The organism is Paenibacillus sp. SN-8-1 (assembly GCF_050995535.1).
In the GTDB taxonomy this organism is placed as follows: Bacteria; Bacillota; Bacilli; order Paenibacillales; family Paenibacillaceae; genus Fontibacillus.
Genome location: NZ_CP194782.1, coordinates 492956 through 510499 on the forward strand (window position 1 = coordinate 492956; position 17544 = coordinate 510499).

Annotated in this window: 20 protein-coding genes and 1 pseudogene; 16 read left to right on the forward strand and 5 right to left on the reverse strand. The window is 45.8% G+C overall.

The window, feature by feature from the left end; all coding sequences use genetic code 11:
- The first annotated feature begins 10 nt into the window (after positions 1 to 10).
- The 8 genes from ACRRNK_RS02375 to ACRRNK_RS02410 all read left to right on the forward strand — a co-directional run bounded on the left by ACRRNK_RS02375 (position 11) and on the right by ACRRNK_RS02410 (position 7255).
- Positions 11 to 1057 (forward strand): type IV pilus twitching motility protein PilT, encoded by a 1047-nt coding sequence (locus ACRRNK_RS02375; RefSeq protein ID WP_433945227.1) that lies wholly within the window; start codon positions 11 to 13, stop codon positions 1055 to 1057.
- Between the two features lies 1 nt (position 1058).
- Positions 1059 to 2267, forward strand: coding sequence for a type II secretion system F family protein (locus tag ACRRNK_RS02380; RefSeq protein WP_433945228.1), 1209 nt, complete (start codon positions 1059 to 1061; stop codon positions 2265 to 2267).
- Positions 2268 to 2351: 84 nt separating this feature from the next.
- Positions 2352 to 2774 (forward strand): prepilin-type N-terminal cleavage/methylation domain-containing protein, encoded by a 423-nt coding sequence (locus ACRRNK_RS02385; RefSeq protein WP_433945229.1) that lies wholly within the window; start codon positions 2352 to 2354, stop codon positions 2772 to 2774.
- Between the two features lie 60 nt (positions 2775 to 2834).
- On the forward strand, positions 2835 to 3590 hold the full coding sequence (locus tag ACRRNK_RS02390) for a prepilin peptidase (protein WP_433945230.1): 756 nt from the start codon (positions 2835 to 2837) through the stop codon (positions 3588 to 3590).
- Between the two features lie 16 nt (positions 3591 to 3606).
- Positions 3607 to 5064, forward strand: coding sequence for a pilus assembly protein PilM (gene pilM / locus ACRRNK_RS02395; RefSeq protein WP_433945231.1), 1458 nt, complete (start codon positions 3607 to 3609; stop codon positions 5062 to 5064).
- 5 nt (positions 5065 to 5069) lie between these two features.
- The gene (locus tag ACRRNK_RS02400) at positions 5070 to 5675 is read left to right on the forward strand and encodes a hypothetical protein (protein ID WP_433945232.1); all 606 of its coding nucleotides are present in this window, start codon (positions 5070 to 5072) and stop codon (positions 5673 to 5675) included.
- Between the two features lie 210 nt (positions 5676 to 5885).
- Positions 5886 to 6320 carry an NfeD family protein gene (locus tag ACRRNK_RS02405; RefSeq protein ID WP_433945233.1) on the forward strand — a complete coding sequence of 145 codons (435 nt, stop codon included), beginning with the start codon at positions 5886 to 5888 and terminating at the stop codon, positions 6318 to 6320.
- Complete coding sequence (locus tag ACRRNK_RS02410; protein WP_433945234.1) at positions 6320 to 7255, forward strand: SPFH domain-containing protein; 936 nt, start codon at positions 6320 to 6322, stop codon at positions 7253 to 7255. Before ACRRNK_RS02405 ends, ACRRNK_RS02410 begins: the two co-directional genes overlap by 1 nt.
- 47 nt (positions 7256 to 7302) lie before the next feature.
- Here the strand turns inward: ACRRNK_RS02410 and ACRRNK_RS02415 are convergent, their stop codons facing one another.
- Together ACRRNK_RS02415 and ACRRNK_RS02420 are read right to left on the reverse strand one after the other, a co-directional pair.
- Positions 7303 to 7983: a PspA/IM30 family protein gene (locus ACRRNK_RS02415; protein WP_433945235.1), complete on the reverse strand. Its 681-nt coding sequence runs from the start codon at positions 7981 to 7983 to the stop codon at positions 7303 to 7305.
- A gap of 25 nt (positions 7984 to 8008) precedes the next feature.
- Positions 8009 to 8236 carry a PspC domain-containing protein gene (locus tag ACRRNK_RS02420; protein ID WP_433945236.1) on the reverse strand — a complete coding sequence of 76 codons (228 nt, stop codon included), beginning with the start codon at positions 8234 to 8236 and terminating at the stop codon, positions 8009 to 8011.
- 299 nt (positions 8237 to 8535) lie between these two features.
- Between ACRRNK_RS02420 and ACRRNK_RS02425 the strand changes: the two genes are divergently transcribed.
- Positions 8536 to 9084, forward strand: coding sequence for a flavodoxin family protein (locus ACRRNK_RS02425; RefSeq protein WP_433945237.1), 549 nt, complete (start codon positions 8536 to 8538; stop codon positions 9082 to 9084).
- A 169-nt stretch (positions 9085 to 9253) separates the two neighbouring features.
- Here the strand turns inward: ACRRNK_RS02425 and ACRRNK_RS02430 are convergent, their stop codons facing one another.
- A complete protein-coding gene (locus tag ACRRNK_RS02430; protein WP_433945238.1) occupies positions 9254 to 9988 on the reverse strand; it encodes a YcnI family copper-binding membrane protein in 735 nt (244 codons plus the stop codon).
- A 40-nt stretch (positions 9989 to 10028) separates the two neighbouring features.
- Positions 10029 to 11699 (reverse strand): copper resistance protein CopC, encoded by a 1671-nt coding sequence (locus ACRRNK_RS02435; RefSeq protein WP_433945239.1) that lies wholly within the window; start codon positions 11697 to 11699, stop codon positions 10029 to 10031.
- 557 nt (positions 11700 to 12256) lie between these two features.
- Here ACRRNK_RS02435 and ACRRNK_RS02440 point away from each other — a divergent pair.
- Positions 12257 to 12595, forward strand: a complete 339-nt coding sequence (locus tag ACRRNK_RS02440) for a metal-sensitive transcriptional regulator (RefSeq protein ID WP_433945240.1) — start codon at positions 12257 to 12259, stop codon at positions 12593 to 12595.
- A 23-nt stretch (positions 12596 to 12618) separates the two neighbouring features.
- Positions 12619 to 12819, forward strand: coding sequence for a copper ion binding protein (locus ACRRNK_RS02445; RefSeq protein ID WP_433945241.1), 201 nt, complete (start codon positions 12619 to 12621; stop codon positions 12817 to 12819).
- A 97-nt stretch (positions 12820 to 12916) separates the two neighbouring features.
- Here ACRRNK_RS02445 and ACRRNK_RS02450 read toward each other — a convergent pair whose 3' ends face one another.
- Positions 12917 to 13327 (reverse strand): exosporium protein C, encoded by a 411-nt coding sequence (locus ACRRNK_RS02450; RefSeq protein WP_433945242.1) that lies wholly within the window; start codon positions 13325 to 13327, stop codon positions 12917 to 12919.
- A gap of 174 nt (positions 13328 to 13501) precedes the next feature.
- Between ACRRNK_RS02450 and ACRRNK_RS02455 the strand changes: the two are divergent.
- The 5 genes and pseudogenes from ACRRNK_RS02455 to ACRRNK_RS02475 form a co-directional block, all read left to right on the forward strand.
- Positions 13502 to 14146 (forward strand): annotated as a pseudogene (locus ACRRNK_RS02455) (IS1595 family transposase); the annotation flags it as partial.
- Between the two features lie 52 nt (positions 14147 to 14198).
- Positions 14199 to 15074: an alpha/beta fold hydrolase gene (locus ACRRNK_RS02460; protein WP_433945243.1), complete on the forward strand. Its 876-nt coding sequence runs from the start codon at positions 14199 to 14201 to the stop codon at positions 15072 to 15074.
- 377 nt (positions 15075 to 15451) lie between these two features.
- Entirely contained in the window at positions 15452 to 16357 is a 906-nt protein-coding gene (locus ACRRNK_RS02465) for a CPBP family glutamic-type intramembrane protease (RefSeq protein ID WP_433945244.1), read from the forward strand.
- 88 nt (positions 16358 to 16445) lie between these two features.
- On the forward strand, positions 16446 to 17003 hold the full coding sequence (locus ACRRNK_RS02470) for a CcdC protein domain-containing protein (protein ID WP_433945245.1): 558 nt from the start codon (positions 16446 to 16448) through the stop codon (positions 17001 to 17003).
- Between the two features lie 41 nt (positions 17004 to 17044).
- A complete protein-coding gene (locus ACRRNK_RS02475; protein WP_433945246.1) occupies positions 17045 to 17524 on the forward strand; it encodes a hypothetical protein in 480 nt (159 codons plus the stop codon).
- The last annotated feature ends 20 nt before the right edge of the window (positions 17525 to 17544 follow it).

Consider the following 17544-nt stretch of genomic DNA (forward strand, 5'->3'; position numbering starts at 1 on the left):
AGGAGGAATCATGGATTATAGAAATGAGATGCTTACATTATTGAGCATAGCCCACGCAAGAAATGCGTCTGACTTACATCTATGTACCGGCTTGCCTCCGACGCTAAGGATTCACGGTCAATTAACAGTAATTAGTGGATCACCTATTGCGGCCGAACAGTTAGAGGGGATGGCCCTAAGCTTAATGGATGAAATACAGGCAAGTAGATTTAAGGTCATAGGGGAGATTGACTTCCTATATGAATTGCCGGAGGTCTGTCGGTTTCGGATCAATATATTTAAGCAAAGGGGCCGCATCAGCGTCGTTGTGCGAACGATTGCACTGGAAGTCCCGGATATACGGGAACTTCAGTTGCCTCCTGCTATTGTTGGATTGGCTGACAAACGGCAAGGATTAATTGTTGTAACCGGTCCGACAGGGAGCGGTAAATCAACAACGGTAGCCGCTCTCATCGGACATATTAATCGTACACAGAATAAGCACATCATAACTCTTGAAGACCCTATCGAGTATGTACATACACATCACTGTTCCATTATTAATCAACGAGAAATTGGGACCGATACGAAATCATTCGCAACGGGACTAAGGGCAGCCTTAAGACAGGACCCTGATGTGATCTTCGTAGGAGAAATGAGAGACTTGGAGACGATCTCCGCTGCTTTGACGGCGGCCGAGACAGGACATTTAGTTCTGGCGACCTTGCATACTGTTGATGCTCCTCAGACGATCGATCGGATTATTGATGCCTTTCCTGGAGATCAGCAGAATCAGATTCGAATGCAGTTAGCTTCCGTATTAATTGCCGTGATTGCTCAGCGCCTCATACCGATGGTACAAGGCTCCAGTAGAATATGTGCAACTGAAATTTTGCTGAACATCCCTGCTGTAGGTAATCTTATTCGCTCAGAGAAAGTGCACCAGCTCAGAAATGTGCTGCAGACAAGCGCTAATACAGGAATGCACACCATGGAGATGTCTATTCAGGACTTGATCCAGCAGGGGCTAGTCGAGTACTATGTTGGCCAATCATATTTGACAGAAGGAGGCGCTTGAAATGCCTCAATACTTATACCATGTGAAGAATAAATCAGGTAAGCACCTGAAGGGAAAGTTTTCTGCGATGGACAAGTCCTCCGCAGTGGAGGAGCTTCGCAAGCGGGGATTAATTGTCCTTGACGTTTCTGAAGTCCGCAACTCGGTTCTTTCGATGGATATATATATTGGCCAGCCGGTGAAGAATATTGACTTTGTTATATTTTGCCGACAATTTGCGACCCTGATCCGGGCTGGTGTTCCTTTAGTAGAGACGGTGAATGTCCTTGCTCAGCAAACGAATAGCAAGCCGTTAAGGAAGGCCTTATTGGATGTTGCAGCCGGATTGACCAAAGGAATGTCCTTCTCGCAGGCAGCACAGGAGCATAAGAAGATATTGCCATCCTTGTTCATTAGCATGGTTCGATCAGGCGAAGAATCTGGCAATTTAGATGGTACGCTGGATCGAATGGCCCATTATTACGAGAAGGCGCATACAACTCGGGAGAAAATCAAGTCAGCCATGACTTATCCGATCGTGGTTGCGGTTTTGTCTATTGTGGCCGTCATTTACTTGCTTCAGGGTGTTGTTCCTCAATTTGTAACCATGTTTGATTCTTTTGATGCTAAACTCCCTTTGATTACCAAAATAGTCCTTGCAGTAAGTGATAGTATATCACAGCAATGGTATATATGGTCAGCCGCTGTAATAACGCTTGTTATTGCCTTATTATTCATGAGGCGTAACGAACGAGGCCGTTACTATATGGATTATGCGAAGCTGAAGGCCCCTATATTTGGCAAGCTGAATCAAAAAGGGGCGATCGCACAAATGACGAGGACTCTCTCCTCGTTATATGCGAGCTCAGTCCCCGTACTGCAGGCATTGAATATTGTTGAGGAGGTGGTGGGAAATAGGGTAATTGGCAAATATATTCGTCAATCCAGTGAGTCTCTTAGACAAGGGAAATCGCTGTCTGAGCCGTTCAAGAAGGCGTGGGTCTTTCCTCCCTTAGTTACACAGATGATTTCTATCGGTGAAGAGACGGGCTCTTTAGACGAGATGCTTGCTAAAGTTGCAGACTTCTATGAAATGGATGTAGACAACACAGTCGATCGTCTTAAGTCGTTGATTGAGCCGCTCTTGATTGTATTCTTGGCCGGAGTCGTCGGATTGATCGTCATGGCGATCATCCTTCCGATGTTCACGTTGTATTCCAGCGTAAGCTAGGAGATGTCAATCCTTAACTCGAAGATTGAAGGGGTAGTCAGTCTTATTCGCAAATCACAATATTCTTTTAGGAGGAATAAACGTATGCAAATGTTATTGAAAAGAATGAAGAAAGAAGAAAAAGGTTTTACATTGATTGAACTGTTGGCAGTTATCGTTATTTTAGCGGTTATTGCAATTATTGCAATTCCTTTGATTGGGAATATTATCGACAATAGTAAAACAAAGTCAGACCTAGCAACAGCCCGTCAAATTTATGATGCTGCACGTATTTATGCAACGGATGTGAATAATGGTACAATGACTGACCCTATTACTCTCAAAGTATTGCAAACAAACAAATACTTGGATACTGGCATCACTTTACCAAGTACAAAGAAAGCTCTGGATCCGGATAATACTATTCTTACGCCTACTGCAACAGATGATACGTTTCTTGTCATAAAAGACACTTCAGGCACTGTAGTTACGAAGAAATATACAAAAGCGGAAGTAATGTCCCAATAGAATCAGCGGGGATCAGATCCACTCTGATCCCCAATTATACCAATGAAAGAGACCCAACCCATGACTCTATACATATCAATCTATTTATTCGCTCTAGGCTTAATACTTGGATCATTCTATAATGTAGTTGGACTTCGGGTACCTGTAGGGGAGTCTATCGTTCGTCCGCCTTCAAGTTGTCCTAAGTGTGGGACAAGGCTGAAAGTGCGGGATCTCATTCCGGTTGTTAGTTATGTATTGTCGCTAGGAAAATGCAGACATTGCGGCTCGCACGTCTCCCCCTTATATCCACTAGGGGAACTTGTTACAGGAATATTGTTTGTACTTGTTTATTTATCTTACGGAATCACTCTGGAAACGGTCATCGGGCTAGTGCTTGTGAGTGCAGCCGTAGTGATTTCGGTTTCTGATTTACGATATATGCTCATTCCTAATCGGATATTGGTTGCATTGGCCCCAGTATTCCTCCTCTTACGGTTACTGAATCCTGTTGATTCCGTATGGATGCATTTGTGGGGGGCCCTTGCCGGCGGTGGTATACTCCTCCTCATTGTTATTTTGAGCCGGGGCGGTATGGGAATGGGAGATGTTAAATTAATGATTTTGCTAGGATGGGTTCTAGGTCTGTATCCGATGATCCCTACCTTTATTCTAGCTTGCTTGATGGGAAGTATCGTTGGCGGCGTTCTCCTCTTAAGTCGGGTTATCAAGCCGAAACAACCGATTCCTTTCGGACCGTTCCTGCTTGCTGGTGCGATAATATCGTATTTATATGGTTCTGAGATGATTCATTTCTACGTTTCAATAATTATCTAGCGGGATGTGGTCGATAATGATGTCAGGTAATAAACATATAGGCTTGACGGTAGATCCTGGCGGAATTCGTTATGTTATCGTAGCGAAGAAAAATATATGGGAAGTTGAACGTTGCGGTCACTTTCCTTTTCCCAAAGGGGTCGTTAATGGGGAAGGTTTCCATGCTACAGATGACCTGCACGAGCAACTCAAGTTTTGGGTGAAGCAAGAGAAACTTCAGGGCAGCACGGCTACGATATCTATTCCGACATCTCATATGATTATCCGAAAACTTTCCGTAGAGACAGGAAATCCGAAAGAAATCACCCAGCTTGTCGGTCTTGAAGTAGAAACTACATTACACCTGCCATTCACTGATCCGGTATATGACTTCATTCCCGTTGAATCGACCGACAGCTCAACAGAAGTGCTTGTATACGCTTCTCGTCCTGGTTGGGTCGTGGAATGTAACGAGCTGCTAAATGATATTGGCATTAAAGTGAAGCATGCTGAAGTGTCTTCTACGGCACTTGCCAGAACGATTCAGAATGTTCAGGATATACCGTTCCAGGACACATTGCTGCTGTATTTTGGCAAGGAAGGCACGGAAGTCTATCTGTTCCATAATAATCACCCCGTATTTATGCGTGTTATTAATGAATATCAGCACGAAGAACTGAAGGAACAGGGACTTACACCCGAAATTATAAGCGATATTAATGCGGAGATTTCCAGATTACTAAATTTCTATCAATATAGTATTCAAAATGGCGGGTCTAGAATAACTGAGGTTATCGTGTCTGGTGAAGTACAAGGACGAGAGCAGTTTGTTTCTCTTTTACAGTTAGAGCAGCCTGATATTCAAGTGAATGTGTTTGATTTCGAGGCAACGGATTATATTATTCCTTTCGGTCTTGCAGTTAGGGAAAACAAAGACAAATATATTAATCTGTTGCGGCAGACAAAGTTTAGCTATAGAAGAATTCCGACCTATTTGCTCATGGTGGGGATAGCTTGGATCATAGGGCTTAGTATAATTTTAACCTTAATCCTGGTGAATAAGAGTGCGATTAGCGAGAATCAAGCAACAATTAAGGAACTGGAGATACAATCTTCAAAACTTGAACAAGAGCTTGTAAAGCTGGAAAATGGAAGCAATAGCGTGACTGATCCTAATAAAGTACTTGAGTATATTAAGGAAAATAAGCAATATTCTTATAAGGTTTGGGATGAGCTCCAGTTGCTTCTACCAGAAGGTTCATCGATAAAGCAAGTGGATTATAGCAAGCCGGGGACATTAGCGGTTTCCATCCAAACGGCGGATATGAAGGGAATTTCAGATTATTTAGTGAGTTTACGGGCGGCATCTTTTGTAAATGATGTGAGGCTTCAGAATTTTACGAACAATTCGGGGTTAGACTGGTCGGCTAATTACAGCATTCAATGGAAGTCGAGTCCCCGCGATGAGGCGGCTCAACAGGAAGGGGGGAGATAATTCGAATGGATAGCATCAATAAACGTTCACTTACCCTATTGATTGTTGCGGCTACAGTTCTCATTTTGTTAGCGCTGGTAATTCTATTCTACTGGCCATTGACCCAGCAGCTAGCTTCCACCAAATCGGAGAAGGCAGAGCTCGCCAGCAAAATCAAAATAATGCAAAAAGTATACAAACAGAAGATGGACAGTAAAGTCGAGCTTGATGAGGCGGTTGTTCAGGCGGCTCTGCCATTATGGGACAACTCAGAACAGTTCATTGTACAGTTGCAGGAAGTAGGCGAGAAGTCAGGGGCCAATCTTAAAAATGGCAGTCTTAATTTTAAGGAATCTAATGAGCTTCACCTTCAGAGTAACCTTAAGGAGCAGATCTATAAGAATGTTCAGGAGCTAAGCGTAAACATGACAGTAGCAGGCACCAAACAACAGGTCCACGATTGGATTCAAAAATTAGAGGAACTGCCTAGATTAACCATTGTGAACAATCTGCAGTTGAGTAGTGTCGGAGCTAGCGATTCATACACAGCGAATATATCTGTATCCATATATTTCGATAAATCCTATATCCAAATGTTACACGCCCCCATCCTCCCCAATTCAAGTGAATAGTGACCTGTTTTTTGTATTTAGGGGCCTTTTTAGCGAAACCGTATGAGTTTCAAGATCCTGAGAGTTTGTTGACCACGAGCATTACCTTCACGGCTTATTATGATCCTTCATAATTTAAAGATATAACATAAAGAGTAATATAACTTGAATACCTTTTACCAGTTGGACCGTATATATAGTTATATCGCGGAAAGGTGGTGCATAGTCCAGATGCACACATGTGTGTTTTGGCTGATTGTTGCCGGAATTCTGCTTGTATCAGAAATGATGACGTTGACGTTTTATCTCTTGTGGCTCAGTATAGGAGCAGGGGCGGCGGCACTGGTGGCTTGGATTGCACCGGATAACATTTTGATGCAGGTGCTTGTCGGCTGCGCAGTCGCGCTTGTACTAACACTATTTACCAAACCGCTGGTCAGAAGATTTCGCGCATCCAGAGGGTTCCAAGACATCGGTACCGAGCTTATCGGTAAACAGGGGGTTGTTGTCGAGCCGATCGACAAAGCGAAGAATGGGATCGTGAAGATCGGGGGAGACACGTGGACCGCGATGTCCGATCAGTTCATTGATGTAGGTGAACGGGTCATCGTCGTGAAGCGGGGCAATGCCATACTTGAAGTAGAACGATGGGAGGGTACACATTAATGACTTGGGCTGTAATTGGTATTATTCTGGTTGTCGTAGTTATATTCATCGCATTAACTGTCAAAATCGTACCGCAGCAGCGGGTAGGTGTCGTTGAGCGCCTGGGGAGATTTCACCGTCTGCTCACACCGGGGCTGAACATTCTGATTCCTGTGATCGATCAGGTTCGCATCTATCATGACTTGCGGATTCAACAAGCGAACGTTCCGCCGCAGACGGTTATCACCAAAGATAACGTGCAGGTCCAGATCGACACGATTATTTTCTATCAGGTGGTAGGACCGGAAGAAGCAACCTACGGGATTTCGGATTATGTGTATGGGGTGCGTAACATCTCCACGGCTACGATGCGTCAGATCATCGGTAAGCTGGAACTCGACGAAACCTTGTCCGGACGGGAGAAAATTTCTACTGAAATTCGTCTCGCCCTTGATGAGGCAACCGAGAAATGGGGCGTACGCATTGAACGGGTAGAGGTTATCGATATTAAGCCTCCGCTCGATATTCAGGAAGCGATGGACAAACAAATGAAGGCCGAGCGCAGCAAGCGGGCAATCGTGCTTGAAGCGGAAGCGGCTAAGCAGGACATGATTCTTCGCGCTGAAGGGGATAAGCAGAGCAAGATCCTTAAGGCCGAAGGGGATAAGGAAGCGCGTATCCGCGAGGCGGAAGGTCTTGGGCAAGCACAGGAGCTCGAAGCACTGGGTCAGGCGAAGGCTATTCTGGCTGTGGCAGAAGCCGAGAAGAACCGGATTGCCCTGTTGCAGGGAGCTGGACTGGATGAGAACGTACTCGCTTACTATTCTTTTGAAGCCTTGACTGAGGTAGCCAAAGGTCCTGCGAACAAAGTATTCCTGCCGACCTCTACAGTAGATGCGCTTGGCAGTATTGGTGCAATTGGTGAGGTATTCAAAGCAGGCAAGAGCAACAAATAGCATAAGGTAGCATAACAAGGCCCGGAGCAGATGCTCCGGGCCTTGTCTTATTTTTCGCCAGCTCTCTTGCTTTGCAAACGTTGGAGTTCTTCTTCAACAGCCGTGGAATAAGCTGACTTCACTTCAGTGTTCGGTATGCTAGCGGGAGGCGCAGAGTACGTACGACCCGCGGCATCAAGATTAGCTTCCCACTGCATAATTTTCTCTTCCATTCGCTCAAAGCCCCGGGCAGCAGATCCGCTCTCAATACCGTAGCTGAAGCTTGGGCGGATGCTCTGGGATCTTTCTTCCGCCTTCTGAGCGCGAGCGGCCAGCTCGGTACGTTTCTCTTTGAGACGTTCATATTCTTCTTTGGCATTCTGAATCTGGAATTCAAGCTCTTGTATGCGTACGCCAGCTTCTTGAAGCTGGGCGGTATGCACTTCAGCTTGCTCTGCGAACTGCAGCTTGGCTGAGAGGGCTTCTCTTGCAGCAGCTTCATTTCCTCCGGAAAGGGCCTGAGATGCAGCCTGTTCGGACTGCTCCGCAGAACGAAGAGCTTCTTCCTTGCGCCAAGCGAGAACTTTTAATGCACCTTGCTGCTCTGTTAGCTTGCGCTCAGCAATCCGAATGTCCTCCTCCAGGTTACGAAGATACTGGTTCATCAGCAGGACCGGGTTCTCCAGCTTATTCAAGGCTTCGTGGGCTACGGCTTTGGTCATATTGGCAAGTCTTTCGAAAATACTCATGGTTCATCTCTCCTTATAATTTGGATTAGTAAGTGTGGTGATAAGAGTCATGGAAGTCAAAGCCGCCTGCAGGCTCTTTCGGAACTAGGAGGCTGGCAATCAGATAGATCGCAACAAAGGTCCCGAAACTGAATATGGCTCCAACAACAGTGACTAGACGAATAAGGGTTGAATCAACGCGAAAGTACTGCGCAAGGCCTCCGCAAAGTCCGCTGATTTTGCTATCGGTTCTAGATCTGTACAATTTATTCATATTAATAATCTCCTTCTTGATTCTAAATTGGTTAGTTGTTAGTTCGTGTGTCGTACGCTGCACCGTTACTGTAACTTATGTCTATATCTTACCTTGCGGGGAATTCATTCAAAACGGCCCTCAGACGGTTTTTGATCTGGACTTAGGTCGGGGAAGGAGTTCATCACAAAGACCAGTAGCGGCGCGTATATATAGATTTAGCGGAGTAACGAGGCAGAATGTTATTGTGCCAAAGCGCATAACATCATAGTATGTCTTTGAGGACGCAGCATTTAGCATTTTATGAGAGGAGATTGGCCATGAGGATTGCAGTATTGCTCGGGAGTACGCGTCCCGGTGGAAATACTGAGCAGCTGGCGGATCAAGTGATTGAAGGGATCAGCCATAGCAAATTTGTACTACATGAGAAGAAAATTAATACGATTATTGATCAGCGCCATGTTCCTGAGGGATTTCAGCCCGTAGAGGACGAATATGATGACTTGATTCAGCGTGTTCTGGAGCACGATATTCTGATCTTTGCAACCCCGGTCTATTGGTATGGAGTCTCAAGTCCGCTTAAGACGTTCATTGATCGGTGGTCTCAGAGCTTAAGGAGTACAGACTATAACTTCAAGGAGCTTATCTCGCAAAAGAAAGCCTATATCGTCGCCGTTGGCGGGGACGACCCGCATATTAAGGCATTGCCGCTGATTCAGCAGCTCAAATATACCTTCGACTTCGTAGGATTGCCGCTGGGAGGCTATATCATCGGCAAAGGCAGCAAGCCGGGCGATATCTTGACTGATTCCCGCGCCCTGCTGAATGCGAAGTGGCTGAATGGCCAGCTCAAAGAGCAGATGGTCTGATGTCCGCTTCCAACTCTGCGCCCAATTCGGGCTCACTTAGGTAAGCGATACGAATAAGTCGGCAGGACAATATAGAAATAGTAGATAAGGTCCTTATTAATAACAAAGAGGTTATCCAAGGCAGCACTTGCCAGGGATAACCTCTTTGTTATTATAAGCGTTCAGCGGGTTAGCGTATGATTCTCCGTACGAACAGAATGGAAATCCACAGCGCTGCCAGCGAAGCGACCAGTGCGGCAGCAGACAGCACAATCGAGACGGTCTGCGCCGTGGAGGACTCACTGCTCGTCTGTACAGCTGTGCTCGTGGCAGGCGCAGCAGCAGTCTCTGTGCTCGCTGCCTGATCTGCGGTGGACGCACTGGCGTGATTGTCTGAAGCTGCTGCGGCATGGTCATCATGGCCGCTGTCCGAAGCCGGGACAGCATCGCCAGATGCGCTGACGGTGGTCACGGAGTGGGGGGAATCTCCGCCATCCCCAGTCCATTCAACAATACTGCCATCCTTGTAGTATTGATAGGCATCCCACGCGATAGTGGTATCCTTATCCGGGTTCTTTGCTACAAAGTTGAACTGCTGGAACTGACCCGGTTCAATCCCGTTATCTCCTTCAGCGGCCCAGGTTACCGTGGTGATCCTGCCAGCGTTGTCTTTGGCAGTCTCCACTTTCCAGCCGGGAACAGGCTGGTAATTCTTGAAGTCAACCCCTGCCGGGACCTTGATGGCAACTTTGACCGTCGGGATATCTTTTTCCACGGGGATCTTGATTGTATAGGTCTCATAGGCACTAGGCTTTGATGTAGAGGGCTTCACGGTAACATGCGCGCTGGCAAGGCCAGCGAACAATAACGTGCCGGCAATGGCTGCCGAGAATACAGCTGTTAATTTGGAGAGTGCTTGTCTCATTTCGATTTAAGCTCCTTTTGTACAGGTTGTTTTCAACCATTTATTTTGGATTACCCACGGTAAAATCAACAATTCCATCAAGCGAATCCAGCGATTTCAGAAGGACGTGATACTTGATCTCCCAGCGGCCTGCCATCGTAATCAAGTCTTCCTTGGTAACGGGAGATGTGTTCCCAGGCATGTTAATCTCCAGAGTTCCCATCGCCATCTCTCGAGAGGTCAGCTTCAGGGAGGTCTGCTCAATGGCTGTGACCGGCTTGCCCTCAGGGTCCTTGACTGAGACCTTGAACTCATTCTTACCCATGATATTGGGTGAGATGTCGATCATGACCGTGTAGCCGCTCCGGGTCGTATCCTCAAGATGAGCGGGACCTGGATTGGAAAGAGCAGTAGGCAAGTTGGACAGAATAGCTGCCAGAACGAGCACCACAATACCCACGGAGAATTCGATCCATACCGCCGGGCCAAGTTCCCGGTTCTGTCGTCTTCCCCGGAGGAAGCCGGTAAGTGCGAAGACGAGCATGATCACGAACAAGGCGATTTTGCCAAGCAGCACCTGTCCGTAGATGGAGGTGAACAGCGAGCCCAGCGTTGGGGTGAAGATTTTGATGCCGTAGAGCCCGCTCCCGAGCAACAGTAGAACGCATACCGCTCCAGTTAGCGAGAACCGCTGAATCGTCCCCCAGTAGAGCTGCTTGCGCTCCGCGGGATCAGCCTTCCCTCGGCTGTAGGCCGGCAGCAAGAAAGCTAAGGCAAGCAGGCTGCCCAGCCACAGGGACGCGGCAGTCAGATGCACAAAGTCGTTGCCGATGGCCAAGCCTTCAATTTCCGCCGTAGCGGCATGCCCCATAAAGGCCTTCGCCCCAAACATGGCAAGGATCGTACCGACGGCCATTCCCGCGAAGATGGGCTTCTCACCTTGACTCCACTTAGGAATGAGTGCATAGGTCAGACCTGCCAGAATCAGCAGAAGCAGCACCTGGGTCCACCAGATTGAGCCAAACGAAGAGTATCTCAGCGTCTCGCCGAGCACATTCTTGCCCCACGCTTCACTCCAAGGCACTCCAGCATCAAGCCGGGCATGCAGAGGCAGACTTAGCAGGACACCCACTGCAGTAAGCACGAAGGAGATGATCAGGATCCATTGACTGCGGCCCAGCTTATACGATTCTCTCCGCTCTGCCTTGGGAAGCAGGAACAAGTGGAAGAAGAGTGTGCCCAGATACAGGGATAGGCCCGTATACTGCAGCCAGCGGATCAGCGTTGCGTCCCAATCGGGAAGCGTCTTGGCCTCGGCAGCCGTCTCCGAGGCAGGCGCGGATTCGCCGCTGCCAACGATGAATGGGATAACCCCCGTAATCGGGTGTCCATCAGCAGAGACCACACGCCAGCTGACGGTGTAGATTCCATCCGGCAGATCCTTCTTGAGACCCGCAGTAAGCTTCGCCGGATTCTTCTCATCGATGTGAGAATTATCAAGATCTACGCGTGTCCCACTGGTGTTCGTTACGGTCAGGGAATGGAATACTTTCTCAATCGGTTCGTTGTACACAATCGTGATCTCCTCTGGAGACTTGTCCAGGGCCTCATTGGCGGCAGGAGTTGACTTCACGATATAGGCGTGTGCCGAGGCTAGTCCTGGACACATGAGGAGGAGCATGCAGAGGATCATAGCTCCGCTAATCCATTTATGACTTGACTTGTTATTCAACGCATCTTCACCTTCTCTAGTAAATATCAGTATGATTGTATCTTAGTATTGCCAGATTAACATGACTACAACGGGCTATATATATGATGCGGTCCATGCAGGTTTATGTCCAATCTGTGAAAAAGATCACTCTGAGGAGCCTAACTATAAGTATACCCGTTTAGAGCGCTCCGAATTTTGATATCGTGCCTTCAAATGTTACTATTTAGGAACAATCGGAGCCGAACAAATAGGATCAAGAACATGCTTGAATACCCCCTTGGGGTATACTATAATAAAAGTGTATAGAATGTACTATATAAGCTGAACTATCGATTTACACGTAAGGCAGCCGTGTGGAACGTTCCTCCAATCGCTGTTATTCCCAGACTTCTTAATTGATTATATAAGGTAGAAGTCCGGTCACAAAGAATATGCTTCCGATGTAGCTTTCTGTCAGAAAGCTTGTAGGCGAACGCTTCGCTTCTCCAGAATCATTTCACACTCTTGCCGTTTGTAATTCTTAAGATCAGCCTATATAGCGAATAATAGTGAAGTAATAAGGGAGGCGGGGGACAATGTCAGAAGAGAATCAAGTGCAGGAGGCAAATGCCGACTGCTGTACTACAGGGGATCATGCCCGTCAGAGCCACCATTCCGAGAAAACGAAGAGTAACCTGATCACCCGCTTGAATCGTATTGAAGGTCAGATTCGCGGGGTCAAAGGCATGATTGAGAGGGATACGTACTGTGACGATGTGCTCAATCAGATTGCCGCGATTCAATCGGCACTGAACAGTGTTGGCAAGCTCTTGCTGGAAGGACATATGAAGAGCTGTGTCATTGAACGAATTCAGGCCGGAGAGATGGAAGTTATGGATGAACTGCTGGTTACTGTTAATAAATTGATGAAATAATAATCCCTGGGAGGCAGCGAGTTATGGCAGAAATAACATTGAACGTACAGGGCATGTCCTGTCAGCACTGCGTTAAGGCAGTGGAAGGTGCCCTTAGTGAAGCTGGAGCAGTTGGTACAGTAGATCTGGCGTCCGGCACTGTGGCCGTCAAGTATGATGAGAGCAAAATAACGGTCGAAGCATTGAAAGAAGCGATTGAGGAGCAGGGTTACGACGTTGTCTAATTGAACCAGCGTTGCCTTATCACCTTGAATATTTAGGATAGAACAGCAAAAAGGAGCCCGGTTATGGGCTCCTTTTTGCTGTTCTAATTGCCGGGGCTTAAGGTTCAATAGCCAGAGCACTGAATGTGATAGGTCCAATAACAGTAGCAGCAGTGCCTGGAGTAAGAAGCTCTACGGAAAGGGTGTAGTCATGGGTACCTGCCGCAACGCCAGTGTCAATAGCTTGAAGGGTGGTGAGATAAAATTTCTCAAAACTAGACTCAAAGCCTTGGCGTGCATAGTAAATCTCATGACCGTCACGGAAAATACGGAAGAGGATGCTTCCTGTTCCAAGGTCGCCACGGTAACCAACGGTAGCCACCAGTTCCACTCGATTGTTTGCCACTGGAGGAACAACAATTCTTACTTGGGAGATCCCTTGACCTGCTGGGGTCAATGGGACTGTAATTGCTGCTCCATCAGTAATTGGAGTAGGAACGTTAGTGCCATATGCCAATATCTGTGCCATTAATCTATCATCTCCTTTTTGGAATATACTGTATAGTACGCTGGAAGATAGATTCGGACTGGACGACTACTGTGCTATAAAAGCTGATTTTTGATAGAGCGTTATATACGGATCTGAGGCCGATCTCTTAAGGTGCGGGGGGGCACGGCAGACCAATATCGTTTAAAAGAGTTCTTCGGTAAATATAATATGAAAATGGATAGCTGTACTTTAGAACGCCAACGTTACCGATACTAAGATTGCGGGAAGACGTTAACTGATGTTACGAATACCCCTCTTCATCGTACTTATCTTCTACACAAATGGATGGAGTTCGTTCGATGTATAATAGAAGGTTTTTCCCTCCGTAAGTCTTCATAACTTTTAGAAGTTCACTATGTAACTTTGTTCTATTGGATGACATATTCGAAAGTTGTTGGTCAGGGTCGGATTGTAAAAACTCGATTGGAAGAAGCTATCGGTTCTAAACTCTCTCTAATCAATATTCTTTGTACGATCGTGCGGGCATTATTTATGACTTACGCAAAAGAAAAAGGACTTGAGCATTATAGATTTAAATCAGATGGTAAAGAACGTGTTAGAGGGGGTTATCATATCCAAAATGTGAATAGTTATCACAGTCGCTTGAAGGGCTGGTTAAATCGATTTAATGGCGTGGCTACAAAATACCTCGACTATTATTTGAGTTGGTTTCAATTTTTCGACCAAATCAGACATCGCAATGACGACACAACGGTTTGCCAGATGATTGTTGAAAGTTGCCTGTTCTCAACGGATATGACCTATGATAAACTCAGGTTATTAAAATTTTCCAATTAAGCATTAAATTTTATAAACATTTATTTCTATAAGCATAGGAGAGGGATGCCTTTTGGGGAAAGGAACCATTTATAAAAGTGAAGGGAAAACGCTTATTAATCAACATTATGATAATTATCTAAAGTCGTTTGATTTTGATGTCGAGCAGATATTTGTTGATACAAATTATGGTAAAACACATATTCTTGTAGCAGGACCACCAGAAGGAAAACCTATTTTTATATTTCAGGGTGGTAATTGTATAAATCCAATGACGTTATCTTGGTTTTCGCCACTCGTAGATAAATACAGAGTTTATGCACCAGATACAATTGGACATCCAGGATACAGTGATGAAAGTAGGATTTCAGCGAAGGACAATAGTTTTGCCCAGTGGATAAAGGAACTAATGGATTATTTTAATATAGATAGTAGTGCATTTGTTGGTCCGTCCTACGGTGCAGGTATTATTCTGAGATTAGCCACATTTATGCCAGATAAAATTGCTTGTTCTGTATTGGTATCACCAGCAGGAATAAGATTAGGTTCTAAGATTAGGATGATTAAAGATATCTTACTTCCTTTGGTCTTATATAAGGGCACTTCATCACAAAAACATCTCAATAAAATTACTGATACTATGTCAGATAATAGTATGAAAGAAATTGATAAAAAAGTTATTGGAGATGTATTTAAATATATTAGACTTGAACAAGAGATGCCCAAATTAACTACGAAGGAAGAATTGTTACATTATAGCTCACCCACTTTAATCATAGCAGGGAAAAAGGATATCTTTTTTCCTGAAAGTAGAATAAATAAAGTTGCTAGAGAAATCATTTCGAATTTAATAGCATTTAAAACCTATGATATGGGACATTTCCCATCTGAAGAACATCTGATGAAAATTAACAATGATATTGTAGAGTTTTTATATGATTATTACTAACCCTGTCCCTGTATCTTTATTAAACTTATGGGAGCTTTAAACAAGTGAACTCCAAACCAATACGGGGTTCCCTTTAATGTTTTAAAAAATCAACACTATTCTTTAACATAGCTTATATGAAAGAAAGAAGAAAGAAGTCTCATAGCAACCGATTATTGAAACACAGAGCCAAGTTAGTGGTGAATATCCTGTCAAACCTTTTAAAAAAGAAGAACAAATTCGCTTGACAGACCGACGGTCGGTATAATATTATAAGTGTACATAAACCGACCGTCGGTCTCTGGGTTTGATTAGAAGCATTGTACGCGCTTGATCTCGTATAACCCGGTTGGTCAATTAAAGAAAACCTAAATGATTGGAAAATAGGAGGCTTACATATGAACACTTTAGGACCCAGACGTTTGAACAGTCCGCTCAGGCTTCTGGTCGCTGTAGCATTTAACTTTGCAGTGATGTATACATTTCTCGGTGTCCTGGTCTGGCTTGGTGTCATTGACCGGGTCAGAACGGATTATGGCTTTCTGGCCTGGATGAATATCCTGGTTGGTGTTCTTCTGTCAGGAGGTACATTCCTTGTCTACCGGTTCATTGATCGTGGAAGCCCGATGGCCTTCGGATTCCGGATGACTAGGCGGGATGGCGCCTTTGCAGGAGTGACACTGCTGCTGTCAGTCATCTTTGCCATCGCTTGTATAGCCATCATCGGCCGGGATCAAGCTCTTGGAGCAGAATTTCAACTCTACAAGCTGGCCAGACCGTCTATGATAGGACTCATGATACTTGGTGCTGTAGGCTGGATCATAGCTGTTACCCAGGAAGAAGTTCTGTACAGAGGATACTTCTATGCGAATCTTCAGCGGCTTCATCCGCTGGTTCTCATCCTTGTATCGGCGTTCTTCTTCAGCCTGACACATATCCCAACGAAAGGGATCGCGCTTATCCCACTGATCATTCACTTTGTTGGGGGCATAGGTTATGGATATGTTTATTACAAGAGCGGTTCACTCTTGCTATCCACACTGCTTCACGGCATGCACAATTTCCTGCTTGATATTCTGTTCAACAATGATTACAGCGTGACTCTGGTAACCTTGGCTCATCCACTGGACGATTCGGTGAAGCTGGCGCAGCAGTTAATGCTGCTGGCTGCAGTAGTGCTAATTACGCACGTATTTTATGGCCGAAATGGCGCTTTCACTCCAGCTGAAAATCTTCAGAAGTTGTGGAACACCAAACACGAACACATATATCTGCTTCAACAACAGCCCTCTCAGGCTAAGTAGGATGCTGATTTAAGAGTTTGTTTGCATACCGTCAGTCGGTATAATATGCGATTTAACAATTTATCTATTAAAAAGGAGAATGATAACGATGACACAGCAGCAATGGGATTTAATCGGTTATGGAGTATGGGCATTAATTATATGGATGACCTTGAAGCAATTCCGGCAGACCAGAAGGCCGGTACAGGGCAAAGGGCTCAAGCTCCTGCTGGGAGATTGGCTCTTGTTCGCACCGCTTCCGTGGATTGTCTACCGTATGATTGAGCGCGGAACCTGGGAGCAGCTGGCATGGACACTGGGGATGGGCGTTCTGCTTGCGCTGCCTTATATCCTGACTACGAGATTTACAGCTGCGGCCGACGGGACAATTAAGTTCAAGTCCAATGTATGGTTCTACATTATTTTGTTCGGATTCCCTTACCTTCGTTATACGATCCGTGACCGGATTTTTCACAGTCACCCGATCCTGACTGCCCAGCACCGCCCGGATATCGAATTGATGCTTGCCGAGTATATTGCTGTACTGGTGTTGTTAACCTTTCTTTGGCGTTTGTTCATGTATATAAGCTATAGAAGAACGCTTCGGGGCCTGGCTTCTAAGCAGCAAGCTGCAGCAGAACAATCCAATCTGAGCTCGTTACTTTAAGCAGACCGACGGTTGGTATATAATAAGGAGGATATAAACCTATGAACTATATTTGGATGGCACTCTTGATCTTGATTGTTATGGCCAAAAGGCAGCTTACTCCCCGTCCCATTTCCGCAGGACTGGTGACTTTCCCGCTAATCCTGATCTGCTTCGGAGGGTATATCACCACTCAGCTGTCCCTGGGCGGTGGGGAGATCACATCACTCGTCCTGAGTCTCGTCATGGGCGCGGCTGTTGGACTGTATGAAGGAAGGTTCGTCCGCGTGTTCGAACAAGGAGGCATCTGGATGAGGCAGGGTTCCATAGTAACTCTGGGGATCTGGCTGCTGTCGATCCCAGTTCGCTTCATCGTCAAGTATGGTTTTATACAGCTGTGTCATATTCCGGTTCAACTCACAGGCTCTTATGCCTATGTTCCATATCTGTTCTCGCTCGCAGGTATCATGCTAGGCAGAGCGGGCTATCTAATCGTAAAATATCCGGGCGAATTTCAGAAATCAGCCGCTGCTAACCAGTGAGAACATAAAGAATGTCTCTT

Coding starts and splice junctions, on each gene's coding strand:
- ACRRNK_RS02375 (WP_433945227.1), top strand. CDS start 11: ATGGATTATAGAAATGAGATGCTTACATTATTGAGCATAGCCCACGCA.
- ACRRNK_RS02380 (WP_433945228.1), top strand. CDS start 1,059: ATGCCTCAATACTTATACCATGTGAAGAATAAATCAGGTAAGCACCTG.
- ACRRNK_RS02385 (WP_433945229.1), top strand. CDS start 2,352: ATGCAAATGTTATTGAAAAGAATGAAGAAAGAAGAAAAAGGTTTTACA.
- ACRRNK_RS02390 (WP_433945230.1), top strand. CDS start 2,835: ATGACTCTATACATATCAATCTATTTATTCGCTCTAGGCTTAATACTT.
- pilM (WP_433945231.1), top strand. CDS start 3,607: ATGATGTCAGGTAATAAACATATAGGCTTGACGGTAGATCCTGGCGGA.
- ACRRNK_RS02400 (WP_433945232.1), top strand. CDS start 5,070: ATGGATAGCATCAATAAACGTTCACTTACCCTATTGATTGTTGCGGCT.
- ACRRNK_RS02405 (WP_433945233.1), top strand. CDS start 5,886: ATGCACACATGTGTGTTTTGGCTGATTGTTGCCGGAATTCTGCTTGTA.
- ACRRNK_RS02410 (WP_433945234.1), top strand. CDS start 6,320: ATGACTTGGGCTGTAATTGGTATTATTCTGGTTGTCGTAGTTATATTC.
- ACRRNK_RS02415 (WP_433945235.1), bottom strand. CDS start 7,983: ATGAGTATTTTCGAAAGACTTGCCAATATGACCAAAGCCGTAGCCCAC.
- ACRRNK_RS02420 (WP_433945236.1), bottom strand. CDS start 8,236: ATGAATAAATTGTACAGATCTAGAACCGATAGCAAAATCAGCGGACTT.
- ACRRNK_RS02425 (WP_433945237.1), top strand. CDS start 8,536: ATGAGGATTGCAGTATTGCTCGGGAGTACGCGTCCCGGTGGAAATACT.
- ACRRNK_RS02430 (WP_433945238.1), bottom strand. CDS start 9,988: ATGAGACAAGCACTCTCCAAATTAACAGCTGTATTCTCGGCAGCCATT.
- ACRRNK_RS02440 (WP_433945240.1), top strand. CDS start 12,257: ATGTCAGAAGAGAATCAAGTGCAGGAGGCAAATGCCGACTGCTGTACT.
- ACRRNK_RS02445 (WP_433945241.1), top strand. CDS start 12,619: ATGGCAGAAATAACATTGAACGTACAGGGCATGTCCTGTCAGCACTGC.
- ACRRNK_RS02450 (WP_433945242.1), bottom strand. CDS start 13,327: ATGGCACAGATATTGGCATATGGCACTAACGTTCCTACTCCAATTACT.
- ACRRNK_RS02465 (WP_433945244.1), top strand. CDS start 15,452: ATGAACACTTTAGGACCCAGACGTTTGAACAGTCCGCTCAGGCTTCTG.
- ACRRNK_RS02470 (WP_433945245.1), top strand. CDS start 16,446: ATGACACAGCAGCAATGGGATTTAATCGGTTATGGAGTATGGGCATTA.
- ACRRNK_RS02475 (WP_433945246.1), top strand. CDS start 17,045: ATGAACTATATTTGGATGGCACTCTTGATCTTGATTGTTATGGCCAAA.